The organism is Ruegeria sp. CK2, from assembly GCF_056536585.1.
The window spans coordinates 80,815-98,078 of sequence record NZ_JBQFPW010000009.1; the positions used below are offsets into that span (position 1 = coordinate 80,815).

At 57.4% G+C, this 17,264-nt stretch carries 16 protein-coding genes; 9 read left to right on the plus strand and 7 right to left on the minus strand.

Translation table 11 applies throughout. The annotated features are described in order from the left end of the window. Window positions 1-26: 26 nt before the first annotated feature. The 3 genes from coaBC to ACR0BU_RS14620 form a co-directional block, all read right to left on the minus strand. Complete coding sequence (gene coaBC / locus ACR0BU_RS14610; protein ID WP_480736403.1) at window positions 27-1,223, minus strand: bifunctional phosphopantothenoylcysteine decarboxylase/phosphopantothenate--cysteine ligase CoaBC; 1,197 nt, start codon at window positions 1,221-1,223, stop codon at window positions 27-29. 63 nt (window positions 1,224-1,286) lie between these two features. After that, complete coding sequence (locus tag ACR0BU_RS14615; RefSeq protein ID WP_480736405.1) at window positions 1,287-2,111, minus strand: ChaN family lipoprotein; 825 nt, start codon at window positions 2,109-2,111, stop codon at window positions 1,287-1,289. Then, complete coding sequence (locus ACR0BU_RS14620; protein ID WP_298935273.1) at window positions 2,108-2,986, minus strand: RNA polymerase factor sigma-32; 879 nt, start codon at window positions 2,984-2,986, stop codon at window positions 2,108-2,110. The genes ACR0BU_RS14615 and ACR0BU_RS14620 overlap by 4 nt, the downstream gene beginning before the upstream one ends. A 100-nt stretch (window positions 2,987-3,086) precedes the next feature. Here ACR0BU_RS14620 and cobU point away from each other — a divergent pair, with 100 nt between their 5' ends. From cobU to ACR0BU_RS14640, 4 genes are read left to right on the plus strand one after another with little or no spacing between them, the layout of a single operon-like run. Beyond that, window positions 3,087-3,608 (plus strand): bifunctional adenosylcobinamide kinase/adenosylcobinamide-phosphate guanylyltransferase, encoded by a 522-nt coding sequence (cobU, locus tag ACR0BU_RS14625; RefSeq protein ID WP_298935417.1) that lies wholly within the window; start codon window positions 3,087-3,089, stop codon window positions 3,606-3,608. Further along, window positions 3,605-4,183: a histidine phosphatase family protein gene (locus ACR0BU_RS14630; RefSeq protein ID WP_480736407.1), complete on the plus strand. Its 579-nt coding sequence runs from the start codon at window positions 3,605-3,607 to the stop codon at window positions 4,181-4,183. Before cobU ends, ACR0BU_RS14630 begins: the two co-directional genes overlap by 4 nt. 58 nt (window positions 4,184-4,241) lie before the next feature. Then, window positions 4,242-5,126 (plus strand): glutathione S-transferase N-terminal domain-containing protein, encoded by an 885-nt coding sequence (locus ACR0BU_RS14635; protein ID WP_480736408.1) that lies wholly within the window; start codon window positions 4,242-4,244, stop codon window positions 5,124-5,126. Between the two features lie 47 nt (window positions 5,127-5,173). Next, the gene (locus ACR0BU_RS14640) at window positions 5,174-6,688 is read left to right on the plus strand and encodes a YifB family Mg chelatase-like AAA ATPase (protein ID WP_480736410.1); all 1,515 of its coding nucleotides are present in this window, start codon (window positions 5,174-5,176) and stop codon (window positions 6,686-6,688) included. On the opposite strand, the gene gshB is transcribed toward ACR0BU_RS14640, so the two are convergent. The 3 genes from gshB to rsmI form a co-directional block, all read right to left on the minus strand. Then, on the minus strand, window positions 6,685-7,617 hold the full coding sequence (gshB, locus tag ACR0BU_RS14645; RefSeq protein WP_480736411.1) for a glutathione synthase: 933 nt from the start codon (window positions 7,615-7,617) through the stop codon (window positions 6,685-6,687). The two genes, ACR0BU_RS14640 and gshB, sit on opposite strands and share 4 nt — an antisense overlap. Window positions 7,618-7,678: 61 nt before the next feature. Continuing rightward, the gene (locus ACR0BU_RS14650; RefSeq protein WP_480736413.1) at window positions 7,679-8,050 is read right to left on the minus strand and encodes a YraN family protein; all 372 of its coding nucleotides are present in this window, start codon (window positions 8,048-8,050) and stop codon (window positions 7,679-7,681) included. Window position 8,051: 1 nt separating this feature from the next. Next, window positions 8,052-8,909, minus strand: a complete 858-nt coding sequence (rsmI, locus tag ACR0BU_RS14655; protein ID WP_480736415.1) for a 16S rRNA (cytidine(1402)-2'-O)-methyltransferase — start codon at window positions 8,907-8,909, stop codon at window positions 8,052-8,054. 88 nt (window positions 8,910-8,997) lie between these two features. Between rsmI and ACR0BU_RS14660 the strand changes: the two genes are divergently transcribed. Genes ACR0BU_RS14660 through murJ form a run of 3 tightly spaced genes read left to right on the plus strand, consistent with a single transcriptional unit; the run spans window position 8,998 to window position 14,475 of the window. Continuing rightward, on the plus strand, window positions 8,998-10,158 hold the full coding sequence (locus ACR0BU_RS14660; protein WP_480736417.1) for a penicillin-binding protein activator: 1,161 nt from the start codon (window positions 8,998-9,000) through the stop codon (window positions 10,156-10,158). Next, the gene (locus ACR0BU_RS14665; protein ID WP_480736418.1) at window positions 10,118-12,937 is read left to right on the plus strand and encodes a [protein-PII] uridylyltransferase; all 2,820 of its coding nucleotides are present in this window, start codon (window positions 10,118-10,120) and stop codon (window positions 12,935-12,937) included. The genes ACR0BU_RS14660 and ACR0BU_RS14665 overlap by 41 nt, the downstream gene beginning before the upstream one ends. Beyond that, on the plus strand, window positions 12,934-14,475 hold the full coding sequence (gene murJ / locus ACR0BU_RS14670) for a murein biosynthesis integral membrane protein MurJ (protein ID WP_480736419.1): 1,542 nt from the start codon (window positions 12,934-12,936) through the stop codon (window positions 14,473-14,475). Before ACR0BU_RS14665 ends, murJ begins: the two co-directional genes overlap by 4 nt. A 4-nt stretch (window positions 14,476-14,479) precedes the next feature. Here murJ and ACR0BU_RS14675 read toward each other — a convergent pair whose 3' ends face one another. After that, entirely contained in the window at window positions 14,480-15,166 is a 687-nt protein-coding gene (locus tag ACR0BU_RS14675; RefSeq protein ID WP_300068799.1) for a rhomboid family intramembrane serine protease, read from the minus strand. An 86-nt stretch (window positions 15,167-15,252) separates the two neighbouring features. Between ACR0BU_RS14675 and trpS the strand changes: the two genes are divergently transcribed. Continuing rightward, window positions 15,253-16,281: a tryptophan--tRNA ligase gene (gene trpS / locus ACR0BU_RS14680; protein WP_299080785.1), complete on the plus strand. Its 1,029-nt coding sequence runs from the start codon at window positions 15,253-15,255 to the stop codon at window positions 16,279-16,281. A gap of 70 nt (window positions 16,282-16,351) precedes the next feature. After that, a complete protein-coding gene (locus tag ACR0BU_RS14685; RefSeq protein ID WP_480736421.1) occupies window positions 16,352-17,215 on the plus strand; it encodes a branched-chain amino acid aminotransferase in 864 nt (287 codons plus the stop codon). Window positions 17,216-17,264: the final 49 nt, after the last annotated feature.

Sequence of the window (17,264 nt, forward strand, 5' to 3'; positions counted from 1 at the left end):
CACCTCTTCTTTCAGGGCTTAAAGCTTCACTCAGCCAGAGCCTCGGCAATTTTCTGCGCCAGGCGGTCAGCCACGGCGTCTTTGTCCATGCGCGGCCATTCTTCAGCGCCAGAGTTGGAAATCAGGACAACAGCATTCTCGGACCCGCCCATGATACCAGTGGCAGGGCTGACATCGTTGGCTACGATCCAATCGCACCCTTTCCGATCCCGTTTGGCAGTTGCATTTTCAAGAACGTCGTTTGTCTCGGCGGCAAATCCGACCACAAGCGCCGGACGCCCTTGTTCCATATGCGAGACGCGTTTCAGGATGTCGGGGTTTTCGGAAAACGCCAGCGATGGCAGCCCATCCCGACTTTTCTTCAGTTTGCGATCCGACGCACCGGCCACACGCCAATCCGCGACGGCTGCTGCAAAAACACCCGCATCGACCGGCAACGCTGCATCGACGGCATTCGACATTTGTTGCGCAGTTTCGACATGTACAACCTGAACGCCTTGGGGCGGCGGCACATCGGCCGGGCCAGTGACGAACACCACCTCGGCGCCCAATGCAGACAGCGCACGGGCCAATGCTGTACCCTGTGCCCCTGATGACCGATTGGCAATATAGCGCACCGGATCGATCGGTTCGTGTGTCGGACCGGACGTGACGAGAATTCGTTTTCCCTTTAGCGGACCATCCACAAGCTGCGCTTCGATCGCGGCAACAATCTCCAATGGTTCCGACATTCGACCCGGGCCATACTCGCCACAGGCCATATCACCCTCATTGGGGCCGACAAACCGCACGCCATCTTCCTGCAACTGTTCCAGATTGCGCTGAGTCGCCGGATGGTGCCACATGCGCACATTCATCGCCGGAGCACATAAAACAGGCGTGTCCGTTGCCATCAGCAAGGTTGAGGCCAGATCATTCGCCAGCCCACCGGCCATTTTGCCCATCATGTCTGCAGTAGCCGGGGCAACGACGATCAAATCAGCGGAGCGAGACAATTGGATATGCCCCATCTCGGCCTCGTCGGTCAGATCAAAAAGAGCGCGATAAACCTTTTTGCCCGCTAGCGCCGACGCTGAGAGCGGTGTCACAAATTCTTCGGCGGCGCGAGTCAGAACCGGGGTAACTGCCGCCCCGCGCTCCTTGATCCGCCGGATCAGATCCAGCGACTTGTAGGCCGCGATCCCACCACCAATGATCAGCAGAATACGTTTGGATGCCAGCATGCTTAGCCCTTCCCGTCCCGGTCGGCCCCGACATTAGGCAACGCCACCGCGTAGTTCCAGCGGTTAATTCTGTGCTTCGAAGGCTTTGCAGGGGTCTTCGCGATCTACGCCTGGGCTGTCTATCACTGCGTCAAATGCGCCATCCACGACCCCATCCTCGGATTGACCTAGGGCAAAGACTTTCAGACCAGGCTGCAGACGCGACAGGAATGTCGGAATTCCGCGATCCTTGCGGGCGTGCCCATTGCCTGTGATCACGGCAACCGGACCGCCGGTTTCATCCATCGCCCGTAAGATCGCACGCGCCAAAACGGCGTCTCGCAACCGCTGAATGGCGACCATCTGCGGCAGTGATTCGACCGGTATGGCGTTGCAATGGGCAGCTAGTTGATCGGCTTCGCGTGCTGCCTGATCCTCCGGTGATAAGGAAACGGTCAGCCCATAGCGTGCTGCGTCAGCGCCCAGCGCGGTGGCTGCACCACGCTGCATCGCTGCCCGGGCCGCGCTGCGCGGCACCATGGCGCCATAGACTGGGGCGTTCGACGCCTGAAACACGGGATAATACATGCTTAGCGGTGGCCAACCCGTTTCAGCCCACCGCAGAATACGGCCCAGTTCTTCCGGATTGGACGCAGCCGTTTGTGCAAGGCGCTGAGCGCCTTCTTCCGTCACCATTTCCCAGACAACAGCCAAGGGCGCAATGGCGTCGATCGCCTCGGTTTGCACCAGATGATGCTGGGGGTTGTCATGAACCTCGCCCAAGATGACCACGTCAGCGGATTGCATCGACGCAAGTGTATCTTCGGGGATCAAGTCTTGGGTCAGGCCCGGGCGCGCCATCGCTACCGTAACCGCAACTGAACACACCAGAATCGCAAGTTGTTTCATGCGATGAAGTGTTGCACCTCACGCGATTGCGCTTCAAGGTTCTTGCGCATTTTTCCAAAGGCCGCGGCCTCTAACTGACGCACACGTTCCTTGGACAACCCTAGCTCATTTCCCAGGCTCTCAAGGGTTCGTGCGGGTTCGCGCAGCTTGCGTTCGCGCACGATAAATCTTTCGCGGTCGTTGAGCGATTTCATCGCCGTCAGAAGCCATTCGCGCAGTTGTTCCGTGTCGTGATTAAACTCGACCTCTTCGGCGGCCTGCGTGCGTTCGTCTTCAAGCGCATCTATCCACTCGCGCCCGTCCTCATCCGAAGATTGCACTGCATTTAGTGAGAAGTCTGAGCCAGACAGACGCCCTTCCATCATTTCGACATCGCGCAAGGGCACCCCAATCTCGGTCGCGATCATCTGATGCAACTGATGGCGATCCAGTTCCTGACCTTCGGTTGCTGCCTCGCGCTCCAGACGAGCCTGCACGCGGCGCATATTGAAAAACAAAGATTTTTGCGACGATGTCGATCCGGTCCGCACCATCGACCAGTTGCGCATGACGTAATCTTGAATACTGGCTTTGATCCACCAGACCGCATATGTCGAAAACCGCACACCGCGATCCGGGTCAAACTTGTCGGCCGCTTTCATCAACCCGAGACCAGCCTCCTGGATCAGGTCGTTCATTGGCGCGCCATATCGCTTGAATTTGGCCGCCATAGAAATAGCCAACCGCATGTAAGCCGTTATCAGACGATGCAAGGCCTGCTCATCCCGGTCGTCGCGCCAGGCATAAGCCAGCCGTAGCTCGGTCTCTGCATCCAGCAGCTCGGCCTTCATCGCTTGCCGCGACATCGAAAAATCGGACGCGTAGTCAAGTGCCATGAATCTCTCCCCTTTTCGCAGGCGCGGGCCGGGCTTGCCTTGCCGACCTATGGTCGATACGCAGAGCAAAACCAGGTGGATCACCCGAAAGGTAAGAATTATGAATCCCGATTTAACCTTTGTGCTTGGAGGGGCCGCATCCGGTAAGTCGGCTTTTGCCGAGCAACTGGTTGTTTCATCTGGAAAAAACCGCGTTTATCTTGCCACTTCACAAGTGTTTGATGACGAGATGCAAACGAAGATCGAGCGCCATGTGTCGCAGCGCGGCGCTGGCTGGCACACGGTCGAAGCGCCCTTTGATCTCGCACCGGTTCTGGCTGACCTAGACCCTGACCAGATTTGCCTGATCGACTGCGCCACCATGTGGCTTAGCAATCACCTGTTGGCCAAGCGCGATCTAAATCAGGAACAATCCGCACTGCTTGCGGCGTTGCGAACGTGCCGGGCGCAAGCCGTTATCGTCTCAAATGAAGTGGGCCATGGGATTGTTCCGGAAAACGCGCTCGCCCGGCAGTTCCGCGAGGCGCAAGGCCGGTTGAACATTGCACTGGCAGCGCAGGCCAATCTGGTCGTTCAGGTGACCGCTGGCTTGCCCCTGGTTTTGAAGGGCGCCTTGCCATGACGCGCTTGCATCTGGTCCGACACGGTCCAACCCATGCCAAGACCATGGTGGGTTGGTCCGACCTTCCGGCTGATCTGAGCGATCATGCCGCCCTTGCAAGGCTGCAAAGCCACCTGCCGGAGGACGCTATCGTTGTATCTTCGGACCTGTCGCGAGCGATTGATACAGCAACAGCGATACAAGGGACACGCCACCGACTGCCTCATGACCCGGATCTACGTGAAATCAACTTTGGCAGTTGGGAGTTGCGCGGGTTCGCCGAGATCGAGGAAGAAGACCCCGACCGCGCTTTTGCCTATTGGGACAATCCCGGTGACGTACGCCCACCGCAGGGCGAAAGCTGGAACGAAGTCCGCGCACGGGTTGATGCTGCGGTAGACGCATTGATGGCCCGCTACGCCGGCGCCGATCTGGTGGTCGTTGCCCATTTCGGAGTGATCCTGACTCAGGTTCAGCGCGCCATGAATCTTGAGGCGCAGCAAGCATTCTCTCATCGGATCGACAACCTTTCGGTCACCGATATTGCGTATAACAGCAACATCTGGACCATGGGCACAATCAATCATCTGCCGTGATGATGAAGCGCACAAATCACTGATTTACTGATATGTGAGCATACGCCATCGTCGGCTCATGACTTACGACTTATTTATTGGCGACCGATTGTTTTCCAGTTGGTCCTTGCGCGGCTGGTTGATGCTGGAAAAGTTCAACCTGCCCCATCGCACGCATATGGTTGGCTTGTATTCTGGGACCATGGCAAAAGAAATGGAGCCGCTTGCACCGGCCCGGTTGGTTCCGGCGTTGCGTTTACCAGAAGGCGCGGTCGTGGGCGAAAGCCTTGCCATGGCCGAGACCTTGGCCGAACGCCACCCCGAAGCGGGGTTGTGGCCGAAAGACCCCATTGCCCGTGCAACTGCGCGATGGCTATGTGCCGAGATGGTCGCCGGGTTCAACGCCCTACGCGGCGAGTGCCCCATGCAACTGCTTCACGCGTGGCAAGGCTTCACTCCCTCTGCAGAGAATTTGGCTGATGTGTCCCGCATCGAGGCACTATGGGCCCATGCACGACAGGTATCTGGCGCGACCTCGGGTCCACTTTTCGGAACTTATTCATTGGCGGATGTGTTTTATACGCCGGTGGCCGCGCGCATTATCGGTTATGGCCTGCCTGTTTCCGCCCCCAACCATGCGTATTGTTTGGAGCTGCTGTCCGACATCCCGGTCAGGCAATGGCGTGCGATGGGCCTGACAATCCAATACGATCCGTTTCCCTATCCACAAAACCTGACCTCTGACGTCTGGCCTGTTGGAGGCACTTCCACTGCTAACCCAATGGATAATGGCCCATCAATGAATGCGGCATGCCCATATTCAGGCGATCCGGTGACTGACTTTCTTGAAATGGACGGTCAGCGCTGGGGTTTCTGCAACGCGTTCTGCCGCGATAAAACCGTGGCGGATCCAGAAGCCTGGCCAAAATTCACCGCCATGATCAACTCCGTTAACGATTCCTAAACTGCAGCCATGGCAGCAACGTCCTGTTAACCAAGAACAGGATTGCCATGGTTGCCCGCGCCCATACTGTTGCCTTCCAAGGGGTCGATGCCCGACCGGTCGAGGTGCAATGCGCCGTGTCACCCGGCCTGCCTGCATTTTCCATCGTAGGGCTGCCTGACAAGGCAGTGTCCGAAGCGCGCGACCGTGTCCGAAGCGCATTCAGCGCGATGGCGATTGCGTTGCCGTCTAAACGGATCACGATCAACCTGTCGCCAGCTGACCTGCCCAAAGAGGGCAGTCATTTCGACTTGCCAATCGCTGTGGCCCTGTTGTCAGCCCTCGAGATCATTCCGGCCGATGCCGCAGAAGGTGCAGTGGCATTGGGAGAGTTGTCGCTTGACGGATCTCTTGTGCCTGTGGTCGGTGCTTTGCCTGCGGCCATGACGGCGGCCTCAGACGATCGGACGTTGCTGTGCCCGCGCGCGTCCAGTGCCGAGGCGGCCTGGGTCGACGCGACGCAAGTGATCGGGGCAGACTCGTTGGGAGATGTCGTGCGCCATTTCTCGGGCCAATCGCCACTGCCAGCAGCCCAACCCGGCGAGGTCAACCTGACACCCAGCGCCCGCGATTTGCGCGACGTGAAAGGTCAGGAACGTGCGAAACGGGCTTTGGAAATCGCGGCGGCCGGGCGACATCATCTGATCATGATCGGCACACCCGGGTCAGGTAAGTCTATGTTGGCGGCCCGTCTGCCAGGGATTTTGCCGCCACTAACTGCGGTAGAAGCCCTTGAAACCTCGATGATTCAATCGCTTTGTGGCCTTTTGGACGAAGGTGGCATCAACCGCGCGCGTCCCTTCCGGGAACCCCACCATACCGCATCTATGGCCGCAATTGTCGGGGGCGGGAAAGGGGCAAAACCGGGTGAGATTTCGCTTGCCCATAATGGCGTTCTCTTCATGGACGAATTCCCCGAGTTTCCACGAACGGTTCTGGAAACCCTAAGACAACCTGTCGAAACTGGCGAAGTCATGGTGGCCCGGGCAAATGCGCATGTAAAATATCCTTGTCGTTTCATGCTGGTCGCTGCGGCCAACCCCTGCAAATGCGGATATCTGACCGACCCATCACGGGCGTGTTCGCGCGCACCAGGATGTGGTGAGGATTATCTGAATCGCATTTCGGGCCCACTTATGGACCGGTTCGATATTCGGATTGAAGTGCCACCCGTCGGGTTTACCGACCTCGACCTGCCGCCGTCGGGCGACAGTTCCGCCACCGTTGCCGCACGTGTAGAGCAGGCCCGTTCAATTCAGGCCATCCGATTCAGTGACACACCATCGATCCGCCAAAACGCGGATATCGAGGGTGCGTTGTTGGAAGAGATTGCCTCGCCAGACACCGAAGGAAAGGAACTGCTTTTGAAAGCGGCTGACCGGTTTGGCCTGTCGGCGCGCGCTTTTCACCGGATTTTGCGCGTCGCCCGCACCATTGCCGATCTGGAGGGCGCCCCGTACGTATTGAGACCGCATGTGGCCGAGGCGCTAAGCTTTCGCATCAGCGCCAAGGTTATAGCTTAAAGCTTGGCCTCTATGGCTTGCCAGATTCTCTCGGCAATGTTGTCACCATTAAACCGTTCAAGCTCCTGAATGCCCGTGGGGGAGGTCACGTTGATTTCGGTCAGGTAGTCACCGATAACATCGATACCGACAAACACCTGCCCTTTTTCTTTCAGAAGCGGGCCAATGGCCGCGCAAATCTCCATATCGCGATCCGTCAGACCGATCTTTTCCGGGCGCCCGCCAACATGCATGTTCGAGCGTGTCTCACCTTCCGCAGGGACACGGTTAATCGCGCCAACCGGTTCTCCATCAACAAGAATGACGCGTTTGTCACCACTACGAACATCCGGCAGGAATTTTTGCACGATCAAAGGCTCGCGCGAGAACCCGGTGAACAGTTCATGCAACGAGGTCAGATTGCGATCATTTGCATCCAATCTGAACACCCCTGCCCCGCCATTGCCATACAGCGGCTTGAGGATGACATCGCCGTGTTCTTCTTTGAACGCTTTGATTGTCTGCAGATCACGGGCAATCGTCGTTGGCGGCGTTAGATCCGGGAACTCAAGAACTAACAGTTTTTCGGGGTAGTTTCGCACCCAAAACGGGTCATTCACCACCAACGCCTGCCCCGTAAGCCGGTCCAGCAAATGTGTTGAAGTGATGTAGTGCATGTCGAAAGGTGGATCCTGTCGCAGCCAAACAACATCGAAATCGGCCAGATCCACTTCACGCTCGGGGCCCAGCACTGCAGGATCACCCACTACGCGCTGAACTGTCATGTCATGACCACGTGCCGTAATGCGCCCTTGTTGATAGGCCAGTTGGTCAGGTCCATAAAAAAACAAGCTGTGGCCGCGCAGCTGCGCCTCTTCCGCCAATCGGAAAGAGCTGTCGGCGTTGATATCCACGGCCCCGATCGGGTCCATTTGAAAGGCGATTTTCATGACGTGTCCTTCAGCTTCACGCCCGATACATGGCCCAGCACGTCGGGTGGTTCAATGGTGTTTACGCATAGCCAAAGGCGTTTTCGAGAATTTGAATTCCGCCAGACGCATCCACAAGCGCCGCATCGAAGCGGACATTCGTCAATTGTCCAGCCGGTTCATTCTCAAGAAACTGCGCTGCCGAGGTGCAAATACGTTTTGTCTGACGGGCGGTGATCCGAGCGGCCGCCATCTCGAAGCTTGCGCTTTTCTTGACCTCTACGAAAACCAAAACGTCCGCGCCACGCGCGATCAGGTCAATTTCACCGCCTGCCCCACGCCAACGGTGATGCGCGATTGTATAGCCGCGCCGCTCATAATCAGTTGCGACCTGAAGTTCAGCGGATTGCCCGGAATGGAAGGATACCGAACCGCGAACTGATCGCTTGACCATGTCATCCCTTTCCCAGTTTCAGCGCTTTTTGATAAATCGGACGCCGCGGCAAGTTGTACATTTCTGAAATCAAATCCGCTGCATCCCTGACCGAATGCGTTTCCAACGCTTTTTTCAAAGCCTCTTCTACATCGGTCTCGTTAACGCTTTGCGAATGGCTGCGGTCCACCAGCAGCACAACTTCTCCTTTGACGGTCTTGCCTTTGTAATCCTGCGCCAATTGGCCAAGTGTGGCCCGCCGAACTTCTTCGAATTTCTTAGTCAGTTCGCGGCACAGCGCGGCTTGACGGTCCGCGCCTAAAACATCTGCCAGATCGGACAAACTGCCTGCGATGCGCTTTGGCGATTCGTAAAACACAAGCGTCCCGGGGATATCACGCAGTGCCTCAATCCGAGCACGCCGTGCACCGGACGCGTTTGGCAGAAAGCCCGCAAAAAAGAACGCATCTGTCGGCAGGCCAGCCAGCGTCAAGGCAGCCAAAACGGCGGACGGACCGGGGGCACATGTTACCAGGTGACCGGCTTCCGCCGCCTGCTTGCCAAGATCGTATCCCGGATCAGCGATCAGTGGCATTCCGGCCTCGGACGCGTAAGCCACCGAGTGGCCCTGCGCCAGCGCTTCCATGATCTTGCCGCGCGCGCCAGTTCCGCTGTGATCGTGGTAGGCTTGGATCCGCCGCCCTTCCAGCGGCACACCATGGATTTCCATCAGGCGGCGCAAGCTGCGTGTATCCTCGGCGGCGATCACGTCGGCAGATGCCAGCGTGTCCAGCGCCCTGAGCGTAATATCGCGCGCAGTCCCGATCGGAGTGGCAACAAAGTACAGGCCCGCAGCCAATCTTACCTTTTGGAAATTCAAAGCTGGACCCTCACAGCGTGACGTTTATTATCGCGGCTCGATAGAACAGCAGCGCCTATAGCCGCCGGATCAGGGAGTTTTCATTTAGATGTTTACCGTTTGCAAGCCCGTACGCAAGCTGGCGAAAGCTGGCGCCGCCCTGGCCGTCGCAGCTTTTCTGGCCGCATGTGAACCGGGTGCCATTGGCGGTGGACCGTCGATTAACACCTCCAAACCTGTTCCCGTCGCACTGCTGGTTCCCCGATCCGGCGATGCCGCATTGGCGCAAAGCCTGGAAAACGCAGCGCGGCTGGCGATGTCGGATTTGCAAAACGTACAGATCGACCTGAGGGTTTATGACACGGCGGGCAACGCAGGCACCGCCTCGACGGTGGCGCAACAGGCGGTTGCGGATGGAGCCAAGATCATCATCGGTCCGGTTTACGCTCAGGCCGCAAATGCAGCTGGCCTGGCAGTCCTGAGCAGCAAGGTCAACGTGTTGTCCTTCTCTAATAACACCAGCATCGCTGGCGGTAATGTCTTTGTTCTGGGACCTACCTTTCAGAACACGGCCAATCGCCTGGTCAACTACGCTGGCAGCCAAGGCAAGACCGGGACCGTCATCGTACACAGCAATGATGCTGCCGGGCAGCAGGGTCGCGCGGCAATCGCCACAGCTCTGGGGGGCAGCCGGGTCAACAATGCCGGAACAGTCGGATACGACCGCTCACAGCAGGGCGTGATCAACTCGGTGCCGAACATCAAGGCGACCATCGATTCAAGCGGCGCGGATTCGATTTTCCTGACCGCGACAACCGCCGGTGCGCTTCCACTTTATTCTCAGTTGCTGCCAGAGGCGGGCGTTTCGCCGTCGACCACGCAATTCATCGGCCTGACCCGATGGGATATCCCGCCACAAACGCTGGAACTGCCCGGCGTTCAGGGCGGTTGGTTCGCTCTGCCTGACCCGTCCAAAGCGCAAAGCTATCGTCAGCGATACAACGCGACATATGGCGAGGCCCCTCATCCTATCAGCGGCCTGGCCTATGACGGAATCGCAGCCATCGGCGCGTTGGTCAGCCAAGGCAAATCCGATGCCCTGACCGGAGCAGCGTTGACGCAAAACGCCGGTTTCCAAGGAGTTGGTGGCATCTTCCGCCTGCGCCCGAATGGCACCAATGAACGCGGTCTGGCCGTCGCCACGATCCAGAACAAACAGGTGGTTGTGATTGACCCTGCCCCACAAAGCTTCTCTGGCGCCGGTTTCTGATCGGCCCAACACAATCATTCCGCCCAGCGGAGATCTGATCTGTTCGGCCCAAGACATTTTCGACGGCATCAGTGTCGACACACAGTTGGCCGAGGCTTTTGAGAACGTTTCAGACAATGCAGCAATGCGCGCAGAAACTGTGCGCATTCTTCGGGATGCACAAAAGATCGGCCGCAAGGTGATCGCTGATGCGTTTGCGGCCCAACCATTTGAGGCACGCTGCCTTACACGATCATACACCTACCTGACAGACTGTCTTGTCTGCACTGCCATGCAGGTCTCTAGCGAGCGGTTGCACCCCCTTGCCACACCGACACAGGGCGAGAAAATCGCCGTGCTTGCTGTTGGCGGATATGGGCGCGGGGAAATGGCACCGTCATCAGATGTCGATCTGCTTTTCCTGACCCCATACAAGATTACGGCCTGGGCCGAGAGTGTGATCGAATCCATGCTCTACATCCTTTGGGACTTGCGGTTGAAGGTCGGTCATTCATCGCGAACAATCAAAGATTGCCTGCGTCTGGGCGCAGATGATTTCACGATCCGAACAGCCATGCTGGAACAACGCTATCTGGCCGGGGACGAGGCATTAGCCGCCGAACTGGATCAGCGCCTGAAGACCGATTTGTTTAAAGGCAGCGAGCGCGAGTTCATCGAGGCCAAGCTGCGCGAACGCGAAGAGCGTCACCACAAACAAGGTGAACGCTATGTGGTCGAGCCCAACGTCAAAGAAGGCAAGGGCGGTCTGCGCGATTTGCAATCGCTCTACTGGATCGCAAAATACGTCTACGGTGTTCAGGATGTGGCCGAGCTTGTGCCTTTGGGACTGTTTACGTCCGAAGAATTCAAAACTTTTGTCGAAGCCGAGAATTTCCTTTGGGCCGTCCGCTCTCACCTGCATCTGGTGACCGGTCGCGCGACGGAACAGCTGACGTTTGACATGCAGGTCGAAGTCGCCGCCAGAATGGGATACGAGGATCGCGCCGGGCGCCGCGCGGTTGAAGTGTTCATGCAACGCTATTTCCGCGAAGCCACCCGAGTGGGAGAGCTTACACGGATTTTCCTGACAAAACTGGAAGCGCAACACATGAAAGGCGCGCCTCTGCTGGAGCGCATTTTCCGACGCCGCCCACGCGTCAAACAAGGCTACAGCGTTGTGCATGGCCGCCTTGATGTCGCCGATCCAGACAAGTTTCTGTCCGATAAACTCAATCTATTGCGTTTGTTCGAAGAGGGCCTGCGCACGGGTATGTTGATCCATCCCGACGCAATGCGGCTGGTGACGGCACACCTGAACCTGATCGATGATGACATGCGCAACGACAAAGAGGCGCGGCGTATCTTCCTTGATCTAATGCTGAAACACGGAAATCCCGAACGCGCGTTGCGACGAATGAACGAGTTGGGTGTTCTGTCGGCTTTCCTGCCCGAATTCGAGCACATCGTCGCGATGATGCAGTTCAACATGTATCACAGCTATACGGTGGACGAACACACGATCCAGTGCATCGTCAACCTGGCGCAAATCGAACGTGGCGAGTTGATCGAAGCGTTGCCACTGGCCTCGTCGATCTTGAAAGGCGGCGTGAACCGCAAAGTGCTGTATGTGGCGCTGCTGTTGCACGACATCGCCAAAGGCCGCCCCGAAGACCATTCGATTCTAGGGGCGCAAATTGCACGAAAAGTGGCCCCACGATTGGGGTTGAACAAATCAGACTCTGAGACTGTGGAATGGCTGGTTCGCTACCACCTGCTCATGTCCGATATGGCGCAAAAACGTGATATTTCTGACCCGCGCACAGTGCGGGATTTTGCCAAGGCGGTTAAGACGGTCAAGCAGTTGGATCTGCTGACAGTTCTGACAGTCTGCGACATTCGCGGCGTCGGACCAACGACGTGGAACAACTGGAAAGCCACGCTGCTGCGCGCCTTGCATGCGGAAACCAAGCGCGCGCTTGAGACCGGCATGGAAGACCTGAACCGCGCCAATCGCGGAACCGAGGCCAAGAAAGCACTACGGGCAGCATTGGGGGCGTGGGCCAAAGCTGACCTTAAGTTGGAAACAGGGCGTCACTATGCGCCCTATTGGCAGGGTCTGAACCTGGCGACACACGTAGAATTTGCCGAAATGTTGCAAGCGCTGGAACACAGCGGAGATCCCGGAGCCATGGAAATCCGGTTGCACCCTGATGAAGATCGCGATGCCACACGCGCCTGCTTTGCCATGGGGGATCATCCCGGTATCTTCGCGCGTATCGCTGGCGCACTGGCCCTGGTTGGGGCAAACGTGGTTGACGCGCGCAGCTACACCACCAAGGACGGCTATGTGACGGATGCGTTCTGGATTCAGGATGCCGAAGGCCATCCGTTCGAAGCCTCGCGCCTGCCGCGCCTGACCCAGATGATCCACAAGACCCTTAAGGGCGAGGTCGTGGCGCGTGATGCCTTGAAATCCCGCGACAAGATCAAGAAACGCGAACGTGCCTTCAATGTGCCAACCCATATTACTTTCGATAATGACGGGTCCGAAATCTACACGATCATCGAGGTTGATACCCGCGACCGGCCCGGTCTGCTGTATGATCTGACCCGAACGCTGGCAGCGGCCAATGTGTACATCGCCAATGCGGTCATCGCGACCTATGGTGAACAGGTGGTCGATACGTTCTACGTCAAGGACATGTTTGGTCTGAAATATCATTCCGAAAGCAAGCAACGTGGATTGGAAGCTAAGTTGCGCACGGCGATAACCGAAGGTGCGGAGCGCGCAGCCTCATGAAACAGATCCGGCTGTTTTCGGGCCTGTTCACGGTCGGGTTCTGGACCTTGGCCAGCCGCATCCTTGGATTTTTGCGAGAAATCCTGCTGACCGCCTATATAGGGCCGGGGCCGGTGATGGACGCGTTTGTTGCGGCATTCCGCCTGCCCAACATGTTCCGCCGTTTCTTCGCCGAAGGGGCCTTTAACGCGGCCTTTGTTCCGATGTTCTCGAAACGGCTGGAAGCGGACGAGAACGCGCAAGGTTTCGCTCAGGATGCTTTCAACCTGCTGGCTGCTGCGGTGCTTGCATTGGTCGGTTTGGCGATGGTGTTCATGCCGGGTCTGGTCTGGCTGACGGCCGAAGGGTTTTACGGTGATGAGCGCTTCGATTTGGCGGTCGATTATGGCTATGTCGTCTTTCCCTATATTCTATTCATGTCTCTTGCGGCACTGTTCTCAGGGGTTTTAAACGCGACTGGCCGATTTGCTGCCGCTGCTGCTGCGCCTGTACTACTGAACATATTTGCCTGCACAGCCCTGATCGCCGGAGCGGTCTCTGGCGGAGAGATCATCAGGTGGTTGATCGCGGTCATCCCGATTGCTGGCTTTGCACAATTGGCGCTGGTCTGGGTGGCGACTGAACGCGCAGGCATCCGCATCCGGCCAAGTATGCCGCGCATTAGCGCCGAAATGCGGCACATGGTTCGCGTCGCTGTTCCGGCAGCACTGGCGATGGGGGTAACCCAAGTCAACCTGGTTGTCGGGCAGTTGGTGGCGTCAAAAACCGAAAAGGCGGTCAGTTGGCTGTTTGCCGCGGACAGGTTGTATCAACTGCCACTGGGTGTTGTTGGCATAGCCGTTGGAATTGTGCTGCTACCCGATTTGTCGCGCAGGTTGCGCGCGGGTGACAAAACCGGCGCCAGAAACGCGTTTTCACGCGCGGGTGAGTTTACTTTGCTGATGACACTGCCCTCGACCGTTGCATTTTTGATCATTCCAAATCCGCTGGTCTCGGTCCTGTTCGAACGCGGGCAATTCAGCGCCGAAGATACCGCAGCGACCGCGTTGGCGGTTGCCATATACGGCATCGGATTGCCGGCGTTCATGCTACAGAAACTGCTCCAACCGCTGTATTTTGCGCGCGAAGACACAAGATCACCGTTTCGCTATGCCGTGGCCGCCATGGTCATCAATGCATGGCTTGCCTTTGGCCTGTACCCGCTTGTGGGTTGGATTGCTCCGGCCATCGCAGCGTCGGTCGCCGGATGGGCGATGGTGGCCTTATTGGCGATCGGTGCGCGGCGCATGGGGGACGAGGCGCGTTTTGACGACCGATTAAAACATCGGGCATGGCGGATCGTTGCAGCCTCGTTAGGGATGGGGGCAGTTCTTTATGCAGCAATCCATCTGTTTGGCTGGACACTTGAAGTGCCGGGCTGGCGGTATGTCGCCCTACTGGTTTTGATCAAAGTTGCGGCCGCCGCGTATTTCTTTCTGGGTCACGTCTTCGGAGCGTTTGAGATTTCGGATTTCAAACGCGCCCTGCGCCGTTCGTAGTAGGCTATTCGCGACGGATGCGGCCAACCATCCGGGCCCATCCGCCGGGTGCCAGAAAAAATGACAAAAGGAATCCAGTGGCAAAACCGCCCAGATCAGCAACCCAATCCGACGTGCCGCCAAAGATCAGGCCAAACAGCAATTGAATGCCCATCAGGACAGCAATCAATTGGAATGCTCGTGCCTGGTTTTCGCCCACCAACGAAAGCTTGCGCCACAGCAACCAGGTAAAGGCTCCGATCAGACCGTATACTGGCGGGAATCCCCCGATCAGCGGATAGCGCGGATCCAGCACCAACGCATAAACCAATGCGCCCCCTGCCCCTGACAGCACGAAAATCAGCAGCATCGGAAAGCCGCCGAACACTTCACCAACCATTTTGCCCATGGCCAGCACGAAGACACAGACAAAGACAGACTGCGTGAAGCTGCCCGAGACAAACGGATAGGTGACAAACCGGATCACTTGTTCGAACGGCCAACGACCATTCTGAACCATCCAGTCGAATATCTCTGGAGAAAAGGAATAGCTTTTGATCGCGTGCAGCCGCCACCCTACGGCTTCTGGTCCACCGACCAGTCCCCGCGCGCCCAAGGTAAACGCCAGTTCGATCCCAATAATAAATAGAACCAGTGCCACAACAACAGGCGGCAGGGGGTTTACTGCGGGTGTATAATGCTCACTGCTCATTGGGCTGGCCTTTCGCGGCTGTTGACGTCCCTTAACCTCATGGGTAAGCGACGGGGGCTGATTTTTCCAGACGGGAGTTCCGTTCGATGACTGAGACCCAATTCACACCGCGCGTTTTTTCCGGTGCACAGCCTTCAGGCAATCTGCATCTTGGTAATTACCTGGGTGCGTTGCGGAATTGGGTCCGGATGCAGGGATCGGACTATGAAACGATTTACTGCATGGTAGACTTGCATGCGATCACTGTTTGGCAGGATCCAAAGGAATTGCAACACGCAACGCGCGAGTTGTGCGCAGGCTACATTGCGTCCGGGCTAGACCCGGAAAAGTCGATCCTGTTCAACCAAAGCCAAGTTCCTGAACACGCGCAACTTGCGTGGATATTCAACTGTGTCGCGCGTCTTGGCTGGATGCAGCGGATGACTCAGTTCAAGGACAAGGCCGGAAAGAACGCGCAAAACGCCTCACTGGGACTGTTCGCATACCCGGCTTTAATGGCCGCAGACATACTTGTATATCACGCAACCCACGTGCCTGTTGGTGATGACCAGAAACAGCATCTGGAATTGACCCGGGATATCGCGACCAAGTTCAATCATGATTTTGGCGTTGATTTCTTTCCGTTGACTGAACCGGTCATCGAAGGGGCTGCGACTCGTGTCATGAGCCTGCGTGAGGGATCGAAAAAGATGTCCAAGTCCGATCCATCGGATATGAGCCGCATCAACATGACTGACGATGCCGACATCATCGCTAAGAAGATCCGTAAGGCCAAGACGGACCCGGACGCGCTGCCTTCGGAAACCGATGGCCTTGCAGATCGGCCAGAGGCGCGAAATTTGGTCAACGTCTACGCAGCTCTCAGCGATCAAACCGTTGAACAGGTTCTGGCCGAAGTTGGAGGCAAACAATTCGGTGAATTCAAGCCAATGCTAGCTGATCTCGCGGTTTCCAAACTAGCGCCCATCTCGTCGGAAATGACCCGCTTGATGGGTGAAGAGACCGAGATTGACCGAATTTTGGCCCGCGGTGCAGAAAAGGCGCGTGCTATCGCCGCGCCCGTTCTGCAACAGACCTACGAGATCGTTGGAATGGTCGGCGCGAAACAGGTTTAAGCCGGACGACAATCCGCTGGACCCGGCACCGCCTCCCTCCTAGTGTCTGCCTAAAGCAGAGGAGGGCGTCATGGCAGTCGGCAAGAATATCCGGACCTATTTCGACGGCACGTGGCATGATGGGGATGCGCCCATAATGCGGGCGGCAGACCATGGTGCGTGGCTCGGGTCTTCGGTCTTTGATGGTGCGCGGTATTTTGAAGGGATGGCACCGGATCTGTTCGCGCATTGCGCCCGGGTGAACCGGTCCGCCGAAGCATTGATGCTGACGCCGACAACGACCCCGGAACAGATGGTTGATCTTATCCGCGAAGGTTTGCAGGCCTACAGCACCGAAACCGCCGTTTATATACGCCCTATGTATTGGGGGATCGACGGTGATCCAACGGCGATTATGCCGCAAGAAAACAGCACCGGTTTCGCAATCTGCCTGGAAGAAATCCCCATGGCGCCCGAGACCGCATCGGCCACGTTGGGCACAACGCGATTCCGCCGCCCTGTTCTGGAATCTGCCGTCGTCAACGCCAAGGCCGGGTGCCTGTACCCCAACAACGCGCGCATGCTGCAAGAGGTTCGCGCCAAAGGGTTTTCGAACGCACTTGTTGCAGACGCTTTAGGCAGTGTGGCCGAAACTGCAACGGCCAACATCTTTATGGTCCGGGACGGCGAAGTGTTCACGCCGATCCCAAACGGAACGTTTCTGGCCGGGATCACCCGCGCCCGTCACATCAAGAACTTACGGGCAGACGGTGTTACCGTGCACGAGGCTGTTTTGAGTTTTGAGGACTTCCACAAAGCCGATGAGGTGTTCATGACCGGCAACATGAGCAAGGTCACCCCCATCACCGCCTTGGAGGACACGCAATTTCAGGTCGGTCCGATCGCCAGACGCGCCCGTTCGTTGTATTGGGATTGGGCTGCAAGCAACCGCTAGCCATGCGCCTCGGGGTGCCCCGAGTTGCCAGCACGTATCACGTCGGGCA